Below are 18234 nucleotides of genomic sequence, written 5' to 3' on the forward strand. Positions count from 1 at the left end.
CGTCGATGAACAAAAGGTTCGAACGCGCGCCCCTGCGTGTTTCTTTAGAGGTTGTATGAGTTAGTCCTACATCAACACAATGTCATACTGCTCCTGACTCAAATTCGACTCCACCTGCAACGAAACCGGCTTGCCGATAAAGTCCATCAACATCGCCAGATGCTGTGACTCTTCTTCCAGAAACAGATCGATCACCTGCTGAGAAGCCACCACGCGAAATTCGCGCGGATTGAACTGCCGCGATTCGCGCATGATCTCGCGCAACACGTCATAACACACGGTTCGCGGCGTCTTCACCTGCCCCTTGCCCTGACAAGTGGGACACGGCTCGCACAACACATGCGCAAGAGATTCCCGCGTGCGCTTGCGCGTCATCTCCACGAGCCCGAGTTGCGAAAAGCCATTGACCGTGACGCGCGTACGATCCCGCGACAGCGCGCGCTTCAATTCGCTCAGGACCTGATCGCGATGCTCGACGTTCTCCATATCGATGAAATCGATGATGATGATTCCGCCCAGATTCCTCAACCGCAATTGCCGCGCGATGGTGTGCGCCGCTTCGAGGTTCGTCTTGAAGATGGTGTCGTCGAAATTACGCGCGCCGACATAGCCGCCCGTATTCACGTCGATGGTCGTCATGGCCTCGGTCTGATCGATCATCAGATAGCCGCCCGACTTCAAATCGACGCGCCGCGACAGCGCCCGCAAAATTTCCGCCTCGATGTTGTACAGGTCGAAAAGCGGCCGCTCGCCCGTGTAGTGATGCACGCGCGATGCCACCGCCGGCGTGAACTCCGCCGCAAAATCCGCCAGCATCTGATACGTCTCGCGCGAATCCACTTGAATGCGCGTGGTCTCGTCATTCACGAAGTCGCGCAACACGCGCTGCGCCAGATTTAGATCCTGATAGAGCAAAGTGGTCGGCGGTACGCGCTGCCCTTGAGCAATTATCGTCGCCCAGGTCTTGCGCAGATACGAGACATCGGCGGCAAGCTCTTCACTCGATGCATCTTCGGCAATCGTCCGCACGATATAGCCGCCTTTTTCATCGGCGGGCAACACGGCGGTGAGACGCGCGCGAATAGCTTCGCGCTCCGTCTCGCTCTCGATCTTCTGCGAAATCCCGATATGCGGTTCCTGCGGCAGATAAACCAGCGTGCGCCCCGCAATGCTCACCTGCGTGGAAAGCCGCGCGCCCTTCGTGCCGATAGGGTCCTTCACGACCTGCACCATTAGCGCCTGTCCTTCGAAGACGATCTTTTCGATAGGCACATGCGGCGACGATCCATGCGGCTCGCCCGCCACGCGCGGATGCCATATATCCGCAACATGAAGAAACGCGGCGCGTTCCAGACCAATGTCGATGAACGCCGACTGCATGCCCGGCAACACGCGCACGACCTTGCCAAGATAGACGTTGCCGACGCGGCCGCGCGAGAGCGTGCGTTCGACGTGAAGCTCCTGAACGGCGGCTTGCTGAACCAGTGCGACGCGGGTTTCTTGCGGTGTGACGTTGATCAGGATTTCTTCGTTCATGGCCTGTTTAGAATTCGACGCGTGCCACGCGCAAGAGTGCTGCGGTTTCGAAAAGGGGCAAACCCATGATACCCGAATAGGACCCGTCGATTCGCTCGATAAATGCTGCCGCGCGGCCTTGAATGCCATAGGCGCCGGCCTTGCCCAAAGGCTCGCCCGTCGCGGCGTATCGTTGCAGCGCAGCACGGTCGACCGGCGCGAAACGCACCGTCGAGCGCGAGAGCGCGGCGTGACATGCGCCATCGGCATCGACGACGGTCAGCGCCGTCAGCACTTCATGTTCGCGACCCGCGAGCTTCGTCAGCATCGCGACCGCGTCTTCTTCATGCGTGGGCTTGCCAAGTATTTGTCCGTCGATGGTCACGGTTGTATCCGCGACGAGAATGGGCGCTGTCCCATGATTGCCCGCGACGAGACGTGCGCGCGCCGCATGCGCCTTCAGCATGCAGACACGCTGAACATAGGCATGCGCTGCTTCGCCGGGCAGCTCGGCTTCGAGGGCTTCGGCGTCTTCATCGGGACGAGGCAAGAGGAGTTCGAACCGCACGCCCAGTTGCCGCAGCAACTCCTGGCGGCGCGGGCTTTGAGACGCAAGATAGACGAAGGGATAAGTAGACATTCGATAGCGGGTCTCGACAAGCGCGCCGGCCTTCGACACCACCACGGAAATATCAGGGCATCTGCCGTTACGCGCGATGATAAGGATGATTCTGCGTGATGCTCCACGCACGGTAAAGCTGTTCGGCAAGCAGCACGCGCACCATGCCGTGCGGCAGCGTGAGACTCGAGATACGCAGCATGAGTTCGGCGCGCGCCTTCACTTCGGGCGCGAGGCCGTCCGCGCCGCCGATCACGAACGCGACATCGCGGCCGTCCTGTTGCCAGGCGGGCAGGGCGTTCGCGAGTTGCATCGTGGTCCAGTCGCGGCCGCGTTCATCGAGCGCAATCACGCGGGCGTTCTTCGGCAGGGCAGCTTCTATTCGCTGCTTCTCGGCAGCCATCACGCTTTCGGCATTGCGGCCGGACGAGCGCTGCTCGGGCTTGATCTCTTTGAGCTCGATGCGCAATTCGGGCGGCATGCGCTTCGCGTATTCGTCGAAGCCATTCGTGATCCAGTCGGGCATCTTGTGTCCGACTGCGAGAATGACGAGCTTCATCGACGCGCTGCGCTTTAGGCCTGCTTGCGCGCGGTCTTGCGGGCGGGACGCTTGACGGCCGGTGCGGCATCTTCCTCGTCTTCGTCCTCGTCGGCTTCGACGTTCGCGCCGCCGAACATGCTCGGCTTGCTCAGTTTCACGCGCACGGGTTTGTCGCCCCAGACTTCTTCGAGGTTGTAGTACTGGCGCAGCGCCGGTTGCAGGATATGGACGACCGCGTCGCCGCAGTCGACCAGCACCCATTCGCCGATCTCTTCGCCTTCCGTGCTGATGATGTCGCCACCGGCTTCCTTCACCCGTTCGCGCACGCTGTTGGCAAGCGCCTTGGTCTGCCGGTTCGACGTGCCGCTCGCCACGACCACGCGGTCGAACAGCGACGTCAGGTGAGTGGTGTTGAACACTTTGATGTCTTGCGCCTTGACGTCTTCGAGACCGTCGATGATCGCGCGTTGAAGCTTTTGAATTTCCATGATTACCGTTGATACAAATGATGTTGAACAATGTAGTCCCATACGGCGGATGGGACCTGCGCGCGGACTTCGTCTTGCGACGCGCCTCGTGCGCCTTCGTGTGATGCGCTCGCTTCCTCGCGGATCGCCGTGGCGGATACGTCGATGAGAAGCGTGGTGTCGATCAGCATGTGACCGTGCGTGCTGGCCTGCAAGACTTCCGGGGATGCCTCGCGTGCTTCGAATTCGGCGGCGACGGGCGCGGGCAGCAACGCGACATCGAAGCCGGGACGCGTCTCCACGCAGACATGCGCGAATTCGAAGAGCCGTTTCCAGTCGCGCCAGGTATTGAGCTTGACCAGTTGATCCGCGCCGATCAGCAACGCAAGCGATGCCTCGGCGCCTTCCTGCTCGCGCCAGCGGGCAAGCGTCTCCACCGTGTAGGTCGCGCCTTCGCGCTCGACTTCATCGGTGGCGACGGTGATCTTCACGCCCTCGATGTGCAGCGACCGCGCCGCCGCGCGCGTCATCGCCAGCCGGTGATGCGGCGCCGATACGCCTTCCTTCTGCCACGGCTGACCCGCGGGCAACAGCACGAGTTCGGTCAGGCGCAAGAGCGCGGCGAAGCGGCGCGCGAGCGCCAGATGCCCTTCGTGAATCGGATCGAAGGTGCCGCCCAAAATGCCGACGCGCTTTTTGCAAGGTGTGCCCGGCGCGATCACAGCCATTGCCGGCGCACCAGGAAGTCGGAATAGAGTCGCGCTTCCGGCGTGCCGGGCTCGGGCGCCCAGTCGTAGCGCCAGTTCGCGACCGGCGGCATCGACATGAGAATGGATTCGGTGCGCCCGCCGCTTTGCAGACCGAAGTGCGTGCCGCGGTCGAACACGAGGTTGAACTCGACGTAACGTCCGCGCCGATACGCCTGAAACGCGCGTTCGTGCTCGCCGTAAGGCGTGTCGCGGCGCTTGTCGATGATCGGCAGATACGCTTCGAGAAACGCGTCTCCGACGCGCCGCATCATCGCGAACGAACGCTCGAAGCCGGGCTCGGAGAAATCGTCGAAAAAGATGCCGCCGATACCGCGCTGCTCGTCGCGATGCTTCAGATAAAAGTACTCGTCGCACCACGTCTTGAAGCGCGGATACAACTCCACGCCGAACGGGTCGAGCGCGTCGCGGCAGACGCGGTGGAAATGCCGCGCGTCGTCCTCGTAGCCGTAAATGGGCGTCAAGTCCATGCCGCCGCCCAACCAGAAGATCGGCTCTTCGCCGGGCTTGACCGCCGTGAGCATGCGCACGTTCATGTGCACGGTTGGGCAGTGCGGATTTCTCGGATGCATCACCAGCGACACGCCCAGCGCCTCGAAACCGCGCCCGGCGAGTTGCGGACGCGCGGCGCTAGCGGAGGGCGGCAGCGCGTCGCCCGCCACGTCCGAGAAGCCGATGCCGCCGCGCTCGAAAAACTCGCCGCCTTCGAGAATGCGCGTCACGCCCCCGCCACGCAGATGCGCGCCGGGCTCGCGAGTCCAGGCATCGGTCGCGAACGAACTGCCGTCGAACGCGCCGAGGGCATCGGCAATACGCGTCTGCAAGCCCGTCAGGTATTGACGGACGGCGGCGATATCGTGGGCTGCGTCGTGCTGGTTCGTTTCACTCATCGATTGCTGCAATGCGCCATGACAGGCGTTATGTGGATTCTCTAAAAACGCGCTGCCGGACGCGGAGGTCCGGCAGCGCGGGAAGAACGGCTCGATTTCAGGCGATAAGCCTTATCCGTGCTTGCGATTCACCGCCCGGTAGCCTATGTCCCGGCGATACTGCATGCCATCGAACGAAATCTGATTCACTGTATCGTAGACCACGGACTGCGCGCCGCGCACGGAATCCGCCAGACCCACGACACACAACACGCGCCCGCCTGAAGTGGTGAGCTTGCCGTCCGTGAGCGTAGTGCCCGCATGGAACGTGACGGCGTTGTCCGTTTCAGGCGGAATGCCGTTGATGCGGTCGCCCTTGCGCGGCGTCTCCGGGTAGTTGTGAGCCGCGAGCACGACGCCCAGCGCCGTGCGCCGGTCCCAGTCGAGCTCCACGCTGTCCAGCTTGCCGTCGATGGCCATCTCCACGACCTTCGAAAAATCGCCCTTGAGGCGCGCCATGATCGGCTGCGTTTCGGGGTCGCCCATGCGGCAATTGAATTCGAGCGTCTTGGGCGTGCCGTTGGCGTCGATCATCAGGCCCGCGTACAGAAAGCCGGTGAAGCGGATGCCGTCGTTTTCCATGCCGCGCACGGTCGGCAGGATGATCTCGCGCATCACGCGCGCGTGCAGTTGCGGCGTGACGATCGGCGCGGGCGAATACGCGCCCATGCCGCCGGTGTTCGGGCCCTTGTCGCCGTCGAGCAGACGCTTGTGGTCTTGGCTGGACGCGAGCGGCAGCACGTGCTTGCCGTCCACCATGACAATGAAGCTCGCTTCCTCGCCGGAAAGAAATTCTTCGATCACCACGCGCGCGCCTGCGTCGCCGAGCTTGTTGTCGGCGAGCATGGAGTCGATCGCGTCGTGTGCTTCCTCTGCGCTCATCGCGACCACCACGCCCTTGCCGGCAGCAAGGCCATCCGCTTTCACGACGATCGGCGCGCCTTTCGTGTCGATGTAGGCGTGCGCGGCGGCGGCGTCGGTGAAGGTTTCGTAGTCGGCCGTCGGAATGTTGTGGCGCTTCATGAACGCCTTCGCGAAGTCCTTCGAGCTTTCGAGCTGCGCGGCTTCCTTTGTCGGCCCGAAAATCTTGAGCCCGCGCGAACGGAACAGATTGACGATGCCCGCGGCGAGCGGCGTTTCCGGTCCGACGACGGTCATCGCGACATGCTCGCGTTCGACGAAATCGGCGAGCGCCGAAGGCTCGGTGATGTCGATATTGCGCAGGCGCTCGTCCTGCGCGGTGCCGCCGTTGCCGGGCGCCACATAGACGATCTGCACGCGCGGCGACTGGGCGAGCTTCCAGGCCAGCGCATGTTCGCGACCGCCGGAACCAACGACGAGTAACTTCATTTGAATCCCCGAAAAGCTTGAGTGAAAGCAGTAGCCGCGCGCTGACGCCGGGCGGACCAGGCCAATGCCGGAGCCCACGCCGTCACCGGCATGACAGGTCGAAGGCGGCTCGCGCGGACTTCAGGCTGCGTCACCTGCCTTCTCATCAAGCGAAAGCCGTTCCAGCATCGCGGCCCGCCGAGCGCGGCGGACGGGCGCAACGGCGGCGCTTATTCGTCGTTGATGGCGGCGTTTGTATAGACTTCCTGCACGTCGTCGAGATTTTCGAGAGCGTCCAGCAGTTTTTGCATTTTCAGGGCGTCGTCGCCGCTGAATTCCACTTCGCTTTGCGGCTTCATGGTCACTTCGGCGAGTTCCGCCTTGAAGCCGGCGGCTTCGAGCGCGTCCTTCACCTTCTGGAAGTCGTTGGCGGGGCTGATCACTTCGATGCTGCCGTCGTCGTTCGTCACCACGTCGTCCGCGCCTGCTTCGAGCGCGGCGTCCATCAGCTTGTCCTCGGGCGTGCCCGGCGCGAACAGGAACTGGCCGACATGGTCGAACATGAACGATACCGAGCCGTCCGTGCCCATGTTGCCGCCGAACTTCGAGAACGCGTGGCGCACTTCCGCGACCGTGCGGGTGCGGTTGTCGGTCATGGTGTCGACGATGATCGCCGCGCCGCCGATGCCGTAGCCTTCGTAGCGGATTTCCTCGTAGCTCGCGCCATCGACGCCGCCGACACCGCGCTGGATCGCGCGGTTGATGTTGTCCTTCGGCATGTTGGCGTCGTACGCCTTGTCGACCGCGAGCCGCAGCCGCGGGTTCGAGTCGACTTCGCCGCCGCCCATGCGGGCCGCGACCTGGATTTCCTTGATGAGGCGCGTCCAGACCTTGCCGCGCTTTGCATCGGCTGCGGCCTTTTTATGCTTGATGTTGGCCCATTTCGAGTGACCCGCCATTACCTTTCTCCATCGCGCGCGGACGTCGTGCCGCGCCTTGGTTTGCTGTGATGCTGTAGATGTCTGTTCGATGCGCTGCCGCGTCTTTTTAAACGGCAGCCGGGTCGTGCGTCGGGCGCGGCCCGAAGGCAAGCCAGTCAAGCTCGCGGCAAGATCCGCTTAGGAACAGACCGAAATTTTATCATGCTGGGATGGCTTGGCAGGCGGCTTGCGTCGATTGGGGAAAACGAGCGGGCGAAGGCGGATTCGGGGAAAGTGCGCCGCGCAAAAGCCATCGCACAATAAAAAACCGCCGCGCATGTCGCGCGGCGGTCTCGAGACTTGATCTGCGAAAACGGGTTGCGATCAGTTCTTCGTGCCGAACAGCCGGTCGCCTGCATCGCCGAGACCGGGAACGATATACGCATGATCGTTCAGATGCGAATCCAGCGAGGCGACGTAGAGCTTCACGTCCGGATGCGCGTCCTGGAAAACCTTCACGCCTTCGGGTGCTGCCACCAGCGCCACGAACACGATATTTTCGGACAGCACGTTGCGGCGCTTCATTACGTCGACGGCGTGGACGGCCGAGTAGCCGGTCGCGACCATCGGATCGCACAGAATGAAGACGCGCTCTTCCAGGTCGGGCGGCAGGCGCACGAGATACTCGACCGGCCGGTGATCTTCCGCGCGATAGACGCCGATATGACCGACGCGCGCCGAGGGGATCAGGTCGAGCAGCCCGTCCGACATGCCGATGCCCGCGCGCAGCACCGGCACGATGGCGAGCTTTTTGCCCGCGATCACGGGCGCGTCGATCTCGACGAGCGGCGTTTCCACGCGCTTGGTCGTGAGCGGCAGATTGCGGGTGATCTCGTAGCCCATCAGCAAGGTGATTTCCCGCAGCAGTTCGCGAAACGTGCGCGTGGACGTGTCCTTGTCGCGCATGTGGGTGAGCTTGTGCTGGATCAGCGGGTGATCGGTGATGAAGAGATTGGGAAAACGGCTGTCCTGTTTCATGGGTCTCGCGCGTTCGCGCGTCCTGCGGGTGTGCTGCTCGTGTGATGGGGTGCCGTCATGGGCGATGCGTGAGCGCCGGCGCTCATGCCGCGCGCCGGGCGGACAGTGGCGACAGTTTACCGAAAACCCCGCCGTTGCCTAAGAACATTTGCCGCGTTCATCGGCAAGCCGCATGGCCCGCCCGACGTTGCCGCCCCGATTCTCTTAGAATTGCGCGGAAGGCGTGACGGTCATCTCACGCGCTCCGAACCGAAACAGTCGAGACAACCTCTGGAGGATGGACGATGGACATGGGAATCGCAGGGCGCACCGCGCTCGTCTGCGCGGCAAGCAAGGGACTCGGGCGCGGTTGCGCCGAGGCGCTCGCAGCCGAGGGCGTCAATCTCGTCATCACCGCGCGCACGGCGGAAACGCTCGAAGCGACGGCCGCCGCCATCCGCGCGGCCTATGGCGTGGACGTGAAGACCGTGGCCGGCGACATCGCCACGCCCGAGGGCCAGGCCGCCGCGCTCGCCGCGTGTCCGCAGCCGGACATCCTAGTCAACAACGCGGGCGGGCCGCCGCCGGGCGACTTCCGCAATTTCACGCACGACATGTGGATCAAGGCGCTCGAAGCCAATATGCTCACGCCGATCGAACTCATCAGGCAGACCATCGACGGGATGATCGGGCGCGGTTTCGGACGCATCGTCAATATCACGAGCTCGTCGGTGAAGGCGCCGATCGATGTGCTCGGGCTCTCCAACGGCGCGCGCTCCGGGCTCACGGGCTTCGTCGCGGGCGTGGCGCGCAAGGTGGCGTCCACGGGCGTGACCATCAACAATCTGCTGCCCGGCACCTTCGACACCGACCGCGTCGCCGTGACGTTCGAAGCGCAGGCAAAGGCGCAGAACATCAGCATCGACGAGGCGCGCAAGCGTCGCGCGGACGCGCTGCCCGCTGGACGCTTCGGCGAGCCGGACGAGTTCGGCCGGGCCTGCGCGTTCCTGTGCAGCGCGCATGCGGGCTACATCACCGGGCAGAATCTGCTGATCGATGGCGGCGCTTATCCGGGCACGTACTGAACGCAGCCGCGCCGCACGCGCATCAGCGCGAACGGCGCACTTGATTCTCGACACATGGCGAACTGAACCGACGGAGACATTCAAGCGATGACCAAGGCAATCCGATTCGACAAGACAGGCGGCCCCGAAGTCATGAAGTGGGTCGACGTGAACGTGGGCGAGCCGGGCAAGGGTGAAATCCGCGTGAAGCATCACGCGGTCGGGCTCAATTTCATCGATGTGTATTTCCGCACCGGGCTTTATCCGATGCCGCTGCCCAACGGGCTCGGCATGGAAGGCGCGGGCGAAGTCACGGCGGTGGGCGAGGGCATTACGCAATTCAAACCGGGCGATCGCGTGGCGTATGCGTCGCGTCCGCCGGGCGCTTATGCCGAGGAACGCGTGATGGCGGCGGATTTCGTCGTCAAGCTGCCGGATGCGCTCAGCTACGAAGATGCCGCGTCGATCATGCTGCAAGGACTGACCACGCAATATCTGCTGCGCCGGACCTATCGCGTGAAGGCGGGCGAAACGGTGTTGATCCACGCGGCGGCGGGCGGCGTCGGCCTGCTCGCGGTGCAGTGGGCGAAGGCGCTCGGCGCGACGGTGATCGGCACGGTCGGTTCGGACGAGAAAGCGGAGATCGCGAAGGCGCATGGCTGCGATCACGCGATCGTCTACACGCGCGACAACTTCACTCAGCGTGTGCGCGAGATCACCAACGGCGCGGGCGTGCCGGTGGTCTACGATTCCATCGGCAAGGACACGTATATCGCGTCGCTCGACAGCCTCTCGCCGCTTGGATACTTCGTGAGCTTCGGCAATTCGTCGGGTCCGGTGCCGCCTATCGATTCATCCGAACTCGCCGGGCGCGGTTCGCTTTACTTCACGCGTCCGACGCTTTTCAGCTATATCGCCAAGCGCGCCGATCTGGATGCCATGGCGGCGGAACTGTTCGAAGTCGTGTCGTCGGGGAAGGTCAGGACGAACGTGCGGCAACGTTATTCGCTGGCCGACGCGCCCCGCGCGCATGAAGACCTCGAGGCGCGCAAGACGACGGGCTCGACCATTCTTTTGCCTTGAGCCTTTCCCGCGTGACGGATTCTCACTGAAACTAAGAAATAGAACAGCATCGATATGAGCGAGCCGTCCGTCACCGTCGTCCTGATCGAGGACGAAAAGCAGATTCGCCGCTTCGTACGCGTGTCCCTGGAAGCCGAGGGCATGACCGTGCACGAAGCGGAAACCGGCCAGCAAGGTCTGATCGAAGCGGCGACGCGCAAGCCCGATCTCGTGATCGTCGATCTGGGTCTGCCGGATACCGATGGCCTCGACGTCATTCGCGAACTGCGCGGCTGGACCGAATTGCCGGTGATCGTGCTCTCGGCCCGCACGCAGGAAGCGGAAAAGGTCGCCGCGCTCGATGCCGGCGCCGACGACTATCTCACCAAGCCGTTCGGCGTTTCCGAGTTGATGGCGCGTATTCGCGCGCATTTGCGGCGGCGCAATCAGTCGGCGGGCAGCGAGACGCCGGCCGTGCGTTTCGGCGATGTCACCGTCGATCTCGCGTTGCGGCGCGTCACGAAAAACGGCGAGAGCGTGCATCTGACGCCGATCGAATATCGCCTGCTTGCCACGCTCGTGCGGCATGCGGGGCGCGTCTTGACGCATCGGCAATTGCTGAAGGAAGTGTGGGGACCGTCGCATGTGGAGAGTCCGCATTATCTGCGCATCTATATGGCGCATCTGCGGCAGAAGCTCGAGCGCGATACGGCGCAGCCCGAGCATATCGTCACGGAAACGGGCGTGGGATATCGGCTCGTGGGAGTCGTGTGACGTGCGTCGTTCGAATTACGCGGTGACCGCGGCGTAGGTATCGAGCACGGCGTCGAGCGGTTCGTTTCCGCCGACGAAGCCGATGACCCGATCCCGCACGCCAAGCGCCACGCAACGCAGCGCAATGCGCGCGACATCCTCGCGCGACACGTCGGGCATCTCGACCGTGGTCTCGTCCGCGAGCGCAATCGTGCCGCGCGCGGGTTCGTCGGATAGCGGGCCAGGACGCAGGATCGCGTAAGGCACGCCGCGCCGCATGACGTAGGCATCGGCTTCGCGTTTCATGCGCGAGTAATGACGCAGGGAAAGCGGATTGCGCTCCGGATGAAACGCGGTCAGCGCGCTTACGACGACGAGTTGCCGCACGCGCCGGCGCTTTGCGTAATCGGCGGTGCGCATGACGGCGTCGCGATCGATCGCGCGTTCCTCGTGCACGCCTTCGCTCTCGGACGACCCCGCCGCGTAGATCACGTGCGTGATGTCGTCGAAGACATGCGAGAAGTCCTGATCGAGATCGCCGAGCACGATTTCCGCGCCCAGCGCCGCGAACTCGCTCTTGTGCGCGGATTTGCGAAGCAGCGCCCGAAAAGGCGCGGCGTGGTCATGAAGACCTTGCGCGATAAGCCGGCCCGTGCGGCCGTGCGCGCCGATCAGCAGAACTTTCATCGTCTTCATTGAGTTCGCTTCCTTGCGGTGGCCGGCTCGACAATCAAAGTAGGCGATTTCGGCGCCTTGTGCTATCCGTGCTTGCGCGGCCTCGCGTCACTCCACCGCGCTCGCCGGCCGCGCATTGCCACGCCGCCGCGCGCGCCGTTCCTCTGCGCGCACGCGGAAGCGGTCCATATACAGATAAACCACCGGCGTCGTATAGAGCGTCAGCATTTGACTCACGATCAGCCCGCCGACGATTGCAATGCCAAGCGGCGCGCGCATCTCCGATCCTTCGCCAGTTCCGAACGCGAGCGGCAGCGCGCCGAGCAGCGCGGCGGCGGTCGTCATCATGATCGGGCGAAAGCGCAAGAGACACGCTTCCTCGATGGCATCGCGCGAAGTCTTGGCGCCGTGCCGCGTGGCCTCGATAGCGAAGTCCACCATCATGATCGCGTTCTTCTTCACGATGCCGATCAGCAAGATGACCGCGATCAACGCGATGATGCTGAATTCCGTCTTGAACAGCAGCAGCGCAAGCAGCGCGCCGACGCCCGCCGACGGCAGCGTGGAGAGAATCGTGATCGGATGGATATAACTTTCATACAGAATGCCGAGCACGATATACACGGCCGCGAGCGCCGCGAGAATCAGGATGGGCTGGTCGTTCATCGACTGCTGGAACGCCTGCGCCGTGCCCTGAAAACTGCCGTGGATGGTCTGCGGCACGCCGATTTCCGCCATCGTTTCGTAAATCGCGGCGGTGGCCTCCGAGAGCGACTTGCCCGGCGGCAGATTGAACGAGATGGTGGAAGCCACGAACTGGCTCTGGTGATTGACGGAAAGCGGCGTATTGCCCGGCCCGAATTTCGCGATGGCCGAAAGCGGCACCATCGTTTCCTGCGATGTGGAAACCGCCGCGCCTGACGACGAACTCGACTTGCCGCTCGCCGCGATGGCGTTGGTCGCCGAATTCTTGACCGAAGCGAGCGCCAGCGCGGCGGCTGTGTCGGAACTGCTGGTGGACGAGCCGCCCGCGCCGGTCGAACCGGTCGCCGAGGTGGACGCCGTCGAGTTGGCGCCGGAAGTGGTGGTCGAATTAGTCGATGACGTGCCGCTCGCCGTGCCGCCCGACGTGCTGATGTAGATCTGCTTGAGCATCTCCGGGTCCTGCCAGTATTTCGGCGCGACTTCCATCACCACGTGGTATTGCGACAGCGGGTTGTAGATGGTCGAGACCTGGCGCTGGCCGAAGGCGTCGTAGAGCGTGTTGTCGATCTGCGCTGGCTTGATGTTCAGACGCGCGGCCGTGGCGCGGTCGAAGGTCACCATCGCTTCGAGACCGCCTTGTTGCTGGTCGGAATTCACGTCGGTGAGTTCGGGGCGCTTGAGCAGCGCCTCGGTGAGCTTGGGCGCCCACGTGTAAAGGTCGCTCGTGGTGTCGGACAGCAGCGTGAATTGATACTGCGCATTCGACTGCCGCCCGCCCACGCGAATATCCTGAACGGCCTGCAGGAAGGTGCGCGCGCCCGCGACATCGGCAAGCGGCTTGCGCAGACGGTTGATGACCTGATCCGCCGACACCTTGCGTTCGCTCTTCGGCTTGAGCGAGATGAACATGAAGCCGGAATTGGTCGTGCGCCCGCCCGTGAAACCGGCGACGCTGTCCACGGCCGGGTCCGATTCGACGATTCGCATCATCTCCGAGAACTTGCCTTTCATCGCCTGAAACGAGGTGCTCTGGTCCGCCTGAATGCCGCCGACGATACGCCCCGTGTCCTGCTGCGGGAAAAAGCCCTTCGGCACGATGATGTACAAATAGACGTTCAGCCCGATGGTCGCGAGCAAAATGAGCAGGATGAGCCGCGGGTGCCCGAGCGCCCAGCCAAGCGTTCGCGCATAGCCGCGCTGCATGCGCTCGAATTGGCGTTCGAGCCAGAGCGCGAGCCGGCCTTCTTTCTTCTTCTGATGCGGCTCTTGAAGCAGACGCGAGCACATCATGGGCGTGACGGTGAGCGACACCACGAGCGATACGGCGATCGCCAGCGACAAGGTCAGCGCGAACTCGCGGAACAGGCGCCCGACGATACCGCCCATCAGCAGGATGGGCAGGAACACGGCAACGAGCGAAATGCTGATGGACAGCACCGTGAAGCCGACCTCGCGCGCGCCGAGTATCGCGGCCTGCATGCGCGGCACGCCGTTCTCGACATGCCGCGAGATGTTCTCCAGCACGACGATGGCGTCGTCCACCACGAAGCCCGTCGCGATGGTCAGCGCCATCAGCGAGAGATTGTCGAGCGAGAAGCCGAGCAAATACATCGCCGCGAAGGTGCCGATGATCGATATCGGCACGGCGACGCTTGGAATCAGCGTTGCGCGCCAGTTGCGCAGGAACAGGAACACGACCATCACGACGAGCGCCACCGCGATCACGAGCGTGAGTTCGGTGTCGTGCAGCGAGGCGCGGATGGTGGTCGAGCGGTCCGCTGTCGGGGTGATCAGGACATCGGCGGGAAGGGCGGCTTGCAGTTGCGGCAGCATGCCCTTCACGCGGTCGATCGTCTCGATGATATTCGCGCCCGGCTGACGGTACAGAATGACGAGCACCGCGTGCTTGTTGTTGATGAGGCCGAGATTGCGCAGGTCTTCCACGGAATCGACCACTTCGCCGACGTCCGAAAGATGCACCGCCGAGCCGTTGCGATAGGCGACGACCAGATCCTTGTATTGCGACGCCTTGCTCGCCTGATCGTTGGTGTAGAGCTGGACGTGGTTGTCCTTGAATTCGATTGCGCCCTTCGGACTGTTCGCATTCGCCGATGCCAGCGCCGCGCGCACGTCTTCCAGCCCGATGCCGTAGTGAAACAGCGCGCCCGGTTCGAGCTCCACGCGCACGGCCGGGTTTGCCGAGCCGCTCACGTCCACTTCGCCGACGCCCGGCACGGTAGAAAGCGTCTGCTGCAGCACGGTCGCCGCGGAGTCGTAAAGCGCGCCCGCGGTTCGGGTAGGCGAGGAGAGCGCGAGCACCAGAATGGGCGCGTCGGCCGGATTCACCTTGTGGTAGGTCGGGTTGCTGCGCAGCGCGGTTGGCAAGTCGGCGCGCGCGGCGTTGATGGCGGCCTGCACGTCGCGCGCGGCGCCGTCGATGTCGCGGTTCAGGCCGAACTGCAGCGTGATGCGCGTGGTGCCGACCGCGCTTTGCGAAGTCATCTCGCTGACATCGGCGATGGAGCCGAGATGCCGTTCGAGCGGACTCGCCACGCTCGTCGCGACGGTTTCGGGACTTGCGCCCGGCAACTGCGCCTGCACGGAAATGGTCGGAAAATCCACTTGAGGCAGCGGCGCGACCGGCAGCTTCACGAACGCGAACATGCCGGCGAGCGCGATGCCCACCGCGAGCAGCGTCGTCGCAACGGGCCGGTCGATGAAAATGCGCGACATGTTCATGGCTTACTCCGCGTCGGCGGCGGGCCGCGGCTCGTGCATGCCGCCGCCGAAGCGCGCGCGCAACCGGCGGCCGAGCGAATCGAAGGCCAGATAGATCACGGGCGTGGTGAAGAGCGTGAGCAACTGCGAGACGATCAGACCGCCGACAATCGCGATACCGAGCGGATGCCGCAGCTCCGAACCCGCGCCCCAGCCGATCATGAGCGGCAGCGCGCCGAGAAGCGCGGCCATCGTTGTCATGAGAATCGGGCGAAAGCGCAGCAGACACGCCTGGAAGATCGCGTCGCGCGGCGACTTGCCTTGATCGCGCTCGGCTTCGAGCGCGAAGTCGATCATCATGATGGCGTTCTTCTTCACGATACCGATCAAGAGCACGATGCCGATGATGCCGATGATGTCCAGATCGTGCCCGGTGACCATCAGCGAAAGCAGCGCGCCGACGCCTGCGGACGGCAGCGTCGAGAGAATGGTGATCGGGTGGATGAAGCTCTCGTACAGCACGCCGAGCACGATATACATCGTGACGATGGCCGCGAGGATCAGGAACAGTTCGTTCGAAAGCGAAGCCTGGAACGCGAGCGCCGCGCCCTGAAAGCGAATCTGGAACGACGCGGGCAGGCCGATGTCGTTCTTCGCCTGCTCGATGGCCTTGACCGCCGCCCCAAGCGATTCGCCCTTGGCCAGGTTGAAGGAAACGGTCGTCGCCGGGAATTGGCCCAGATGCGTGACGAGCAACGGCGCCGCGCGCTCGTGGAACTTGGCGATGGTGTTGAGCGGCACCTGCCCCGTCGTCGAAGTGGACGACGGCAGATAGATGCCGTTCAGGATCTCGCTGTAGTGCGCGTCCGAAGGCTCCGATTCAAGGATCACGCGATACTGATTCGACTGCGTGAAGATGGTCGAAATGATGCGCTGGCCGAAGGCGTCGTAAAGCGCGTTGTCCACCGTCGCGGGCGTGATGCCGAAGCGCGCCGCCGTCGGCCGGTCGATTTCGATATACACCGACTGGCCGTTTTGCTGCAGGTCGGTCGCCACATCCGTGAGAATGGACGTATGTTGCAGCCGCTCGACGAGCTTCGGCACCCATTCCGCGAACTCGGACGGGTTCGGGTCGGTCAGCATGAACTGATATTGCGTCGGACTGACGGTGGAATCGATCGTCAAGTCCTGCACCGGCTGCATATACAGCTTGATGCCAGGAATGTCCGCGACGTCGCTCTGAATGGAACGGATCACGTCGCTCGACGTGTTGCTGCGGTCGTCGCGCGGCTTCAGGTTGATGAGCATGCGCCCGCTGTTCAGCGTGATGTTGGTGCCGTCCACGCCGATGAACGAAGTCAGGCTTTCGACATCCGGGTTCTGCAGAATCTTCTGCGCGAGCGCCTGCTGCTGCTCGGCCACGGCCTGATACGACGCGGCCTGCGGCGCTTGCGTGATCGCCTGGATCACGCCGGTGTCCTGCGTGGGAAAGAGGCCCTTCGGAATGAAGATGTACAGCACGGCGGTCAAAACGAGCGTCAGCAGGGCGACGACGAGCGTCGCGGCTTGCCGCTCCAGCACCCATTCGAGCGCGACGGCGTAGCGGCCGATCACGTAGTCGATGAACTTGTGGGCGCGCGCCTCGAAGCGCTTGCTATCTTTGGGCGGCGTGTGGCGCAGGAGTTTTGCGCACATCATCGGCACGAGCGTGAGCGAGACGATAGCCGAGATCACGATGGTCACGGCGAGCGTGATCGCGAACTCGTGGAACAGACGGCCAACCACATCGCCCATGAAGAGCAGCGGGATAAGCACCGCGATCAGTGAAACCGTCAGCGAAATGATGGTGAAACCGATCTGCTTCGAGCCTTTCAACGCTGCTTCGAGCGGCGGGTCGCCTTCCTCGACATAGCGCGCGATGTTTTCGATCATGACGATGGCGTCGTCGACGACGAAGCCCGTCGCGATGGTCAGCGCCATAAGCGAAAGATTGTCGAGTGAAAAGCCGCACAGGTACATGATCGCGAGCGTGCCGACCAAGGACAGCGGCACGGAAAGACTCGGGATGATGGTGGCGTAGACGTTCGCGAGAAACAGATAAATTACCAGCACGACCAGCACGACGGAGAGCGCGAGTTCGAACTGCACGTCGCGCACCGACGCGCGGATGGTGGTGGTGCGGTCCGTGACGATGCGCACGTCCAGCGCCGCCGGCAGCGATTGCTGCAAGCCTGGCAGCAGCTTCTTGATGCCGTCCACCACTTGAATGACGTTCGCGCCCGGCTGACGCTGCACGTTGAGGATGATGGCGGGCGTCGCGTCGACCCACGCGCCGAGCTTGGTATTCTCCGGACCTTCGACGACCGTGGCGACATCGGTGAGCATGACCGGCCGGCCGTTCTTGTATGCGACCACCGCGCTTTGGTACGCGCTTGCATCGGTCAACTGGTCGTTCGCATTGATGGTGTAGTTACGCGACGGGCCGTCGAAATTGCCCTTCGGCGTATTGACGTTGAGGTTGGCGATAGTCGTGCGCAAGTCGTCGATATTCAGCCCGTACGAGGCCAGCGCGCGTGTGTTTGCCTGAATGCGCACGGCGGGGCGGTTGCCGCCGCTGATCGACACGAGACCCACGCCTGCGACTTGCGAAATCTTCTGCGCGAGGCGCGTATCGGCGAGATCCTGGACCTTGGTGAGCGGCAGTGTCTTGGAACTGATCGCGAGCGTGATGATCGGCGCGTCGGCGGGGTTCACTTTCGCGTAGATCGGCGGGGCGGGCAGGTCGGACGGCAGCAGATTGCCCGCCGCGTTGATGGCGGCCTGAACTTCCTGCTCGGCGATATCGAGCGGCAAATCCAGACTGAACTGCAAGGTGATGACCGACGCACCCGCCGAACTCTGCGACGACATCTGGTTCAGGCTCGCCATCTGCCCGAACTGCTTTTCGAGCGGCGCGGTGACGCTGGAGGTCATCACATCCGGCGACGCGCCGGGGTAAAACGTCTGCACCTGGATGGTCGGATAATCGACCGCGGGCAGCGCGGACAGCGGCAGAAAACGTAGCGCGACGAGGCCGACCAGCATGATCGCCGCCATCAGAAGCGCCGTGCCGACCGGACGCAGGATAAAAAGGCGAGATGGATTCATGCGGCT

Annotated in this window: 15 protein-coding genes; 3 read left to right on the plus strand and 12 right to left on the minus strand. The window is 63.4% G+C overall.

Annotation, left to right across the window (positions count from 1 at the left end; translation table 11 throughout):
- Positions 1-66: 66 nt before the first annotated feature.
- The 9 genes from rng to upp all read right to left on the minus strand — a co-directional run bounded on the left by rng (position 67) and on the right by upp (position 8125).
- On the minus strand, positions 67-1536 hold the full coding sequence (rng, locus tag LDZ28_RS04625; protein WP_244827531.1) for a ribonuclease G: 1470 nt from the start codon (positions 1534-1536) through the stop codon (positions 67-69).
- Between the two features lie 7 nt (positions 1537-1543).
- Entirely contained in the window at positions 1544-2155 is a 612-nt protein-coding gene (locus LDZ28_RS04630) for a nucleoside triphosphate pyrophosphatase (protein ID WP_244827532.1), read from the minus strand.
- Between the two features lie 67 nt (positions 2156-2222).
- A complete protein-coding gene (gene rlmH, locus LDZ28_RS04635; RefSeq protein ID WP_244827533.1) occupies positions 2223-2693 on the minus strand; it encodes a 23S rRNA (pseudouridine(1915)-N(3))-methyltransferase RlmH in 471 nt (156 codons plus the stop codon).
- Positions 2694-2707: 14 nt separating this feature from the next.
- A complete protein-coding gene (gene rsfS, locus LDZ28_RS04640) occupies positions 2708-3163 on the minus strand; it encodes a ribosome silencing factor (RefSeq protein ID WP_244827534.1) in 456 nt (151 codons plus the stop codon).
- A gap of 2 nt (positions 3164-3165) precedes the next feature.
- On the minus strand, positions 3166-3870 hold the full coding sequence (locus LDZ28_RS04645; protein ID WP_244827535.1) for a nicotinate-nucleotide adenylyltransferase: 705 nt from the start codon (positions 3868-3870) through the stop codon (positions 3166-3168).
- Positions 3861-4799, minus strand: coding sequence for an oxygen-dependent coproporphyrinogen oxidase (gene hemF / locus LDZ28_RS04650; protein WP_244827536.1), 939 nt, complete (start codon positions 4797-4799; stop codon positions 3861-3863). The genes LDZ28_RS04645 and hemF overlap by 10 nt, the downstream gene beginning before the upstream one ends.
- A 111-nt stretch (positions 4800-4910) precedes the next feature.
- On the minus strand, positions 4911-6188 hold the full coding sequence (gene purD / locus LDZ28_RS04655) for a phosphoribosylamine--glycine ligase (RefSeq protein WP_244827537.1): 1278 nt from the start codon (positions 6186-6188) through the stop codon (positions 4911-4913).
- 209 nt (positions 6189-6397) lie between these two features.
- Positions 6398-7126, minus strand: coding sequence for a YebC/PmpR family DNA-binding transcriptional regulator (locus LDZ28_RS04660; RefSeq protein ID WP_244827538.1), 729 nt, complete (start codon positions 7124-7126; stop codon positions 6398-6400).
- A 345-nt stretch (positions 7127-7471) separates the two neighbouring features.
- Entirely contained in the window at positions 7472-8125 is a 654-nt protein-coding gene (upp, locus tag LDZ28_RS04665; RefSeq protein WP_244827539.1) for a uracil phosphoribosyltransferase, read from the minus strand.
- 284 nt (positions 8126-8409) lie between these two features.
- Here upp and LDZ28_RS04670 point away from each other — a divergent pair, with 284 nt between their 5' ends.
- The 3 genes from LDZ28_RS04670 (at position 8410) to kdpE (ending at position 11004) form a co-directional block, all read left to right on the plus strand.
- On the plus strand, positions 8410-9189 hold the full coding sequence (locus tag LDZ28_RS04670; protein WP_244827540.1) for an SDR family oxidoreductase: 780 nt from the start codon (positions 8410-8412) through the stop codon (positions 9187-9189).
- 87 nt (positions 9190-9276) lie between these two features.
- Positions 9277-10251: a quinone oxidoreductase gene (locus LDZ28_RS04675; protein ID WP_244827541.1), complete on the plus strand. Its 975-nt coding sequence runs from the start codon at positions 9277-9279 to the stop codon at positions 10249-10251.
- Between the two features lie 54 nt (positions 10252-10305).
- The gene (gene kdpE, locus LDZ28_RS04680) at positions 10306-11004 is read left to right on the plus strand and encodes a two-component system response regulator KdpE (protein WP_244827542.1); all 699 of its coding nucleotides are present in this window, start codon (positions 10306-10308) and stop codon (positions 11002-11004) included.
- 15 nt (positions 11005-11019) lie between these two features.
- On the opposite strand, the gene LDZ28_RS04685 is transcribed toward kdpE, so the two are convergent.
- The 3 genes from LDZ28_RS04685 to LDZ28_RS04695 form a co-directional block, all read right to left on the minus strand.
- The gene (locus tag LDZ28_RS04685) at positions 11020-11679 is read right to left on the minus strand and encodes an NAD(P)H-binding protein (RefSeq protein ID WP_244827543.1); all 660 of its coding nucleotides are present in this window, start codon (positions 11677-11679) and stop codon (positions 11020-11022) included.
- 87 nt (positions 11680-11766) lie between these two features.
- Positions 11767-15102: an efflux RND transporter permease subunit gene (locus tag LDZ28_RS04690; RefSeq protein WP_244827544.1), complete on the minus strand. Its 3336-nt coding sequence runs from the start codon at positions 15100-15102 to the stop codon at positions 11767-11769.
- Positions 15103-15105: 3 nt separating this feature from the next.
- Positions 15106-18228, minus strand: coding sequence for an MdtB/MuxB family multidrug efflux RND transporter permease subunit (locus LDZ28_RS04695; RefSeq protein ID WP_244827545.1), 3123 nt, complete (start codon positions 18226-18228; stop codon positions 15106-15108).
- Positions 18229-18234: the final 6 nt, after the last annotated feature.

The organism is Caballeronia sp. TF1N1, from assembly GCF_022878925.1.
Lineage (GTDB): Bacteria > Pseudomonadota > Gammaproteobacteria > Burkholderiales > Burkholderiaceae > Caballeronia.

Excerpts from the sequence above, each read along its gene's own strand:
- purD (WP_244827537.1), bottom strand. The coding sequence starts at position 6,188 with ATGAAGTTACTCGTCGTTGGTTCCGGCGGTCGCGAACATGCGCTGGCC.
- rng (WP_244827531.1), bottom strand. The coding sequence starts at position 1,536 with ATGAACGAAGAAATCCTGATCAACGTCACACCGCAAGAAACCCGCGTC.
- LDZ28_RS04630 (WP_244827532.1), bottom strand. The coding sequence starts at position 2,155 with ATGTCTACTTATCCCTTCGTCTATCTTGCGTCTCAAAGCCCGCGCCGC.
- LDZ28_RS04670 (WP_244827540.1), top strand. The coding sequence starts at position 8,410 with ATGGACATGGGAATCGCAGGGCGCACCGCGCTCGTCTGCGCGGCAAGC.
- LDZ28_RS04685 (WP_244827543.1), bottom strand. The coding sequence starts at position 11,679 with ATGAAGACGATGAAAGTTCTGCTGATCGGCGCGCACGGCCGCACGGGC.
- LDZ28_RS04695 (WP_244827545.1), bottom strand. The coding sequence starts at position 18,228 with ATGAATCCATCTCGCCTTTTTATCCTGCGTCCGGTCGGCACGGCGCTT.
- upp (WP_244827539.1), bottom strand. The coding sequence starts at position 8,125 with ATGAAACAGGACAGCCGTTTTCCCAATCTCTTCATCACCGATCACCCG.
- LDZ28_RS04690 (WP_244827544.1), bottom strand. The coding sequence starts at position 15,102 with ATGAACATGTCGCGCATTTTCATCGACCGGCCCGTTGCGACGACGCTG.
- LDZ28_RS04675 (WP_244827541.1), top strand. The coding sequence starts at position 9,277 with ATGACCAAGGCAATCCGATTCGACAAGACAGGCGGCCCCGAAGTCATG.
- LDZ28_RS04660 (WP_244827538.1), bottom strand. The coding sequence starts at position 7,126 with ATGGCGGGTCACTCGAAATGGGCCAACATCAAGCATAAAAAGGCCGCA.
- LDZ28_RS04645 (WP_244827535.1), bottom strand. The coding sequence starts at position 3,870 with ATGGCTGTGATCGCGCCGGGCACACCTTGCAAAAAGCGCGTCGGCATT.
- kdpE (WP_244827542.1), top strand. The coding sequence starts at position 10,306 with ATGAGCGAGCCGTCCGTCACCGTCGTCCTGATCGAGGACGAAAAGCAG.
- rsfS (WP_244827534.1), bottom strand. The coding sequence starts at position 3,163 with ATGGAAATTCAAAAGCTTCAACGCGCGATCATCGACGGTCTCGAAGAC.
- rlmH (WP_244827533.1), bottom strand. The coding sequence starts at position 2,693 with ATGAAGCTCGTCATTCTCGCAGTCGGACACAAGATGCCCGACTGGATC.
- hemF (WP_244827536.1), bottom strand. The coding sequence starts at position 4,799 with ATGAGTGAAACGAACCAGCACGACGCAGCCCACGATATCGCCGCCGTC.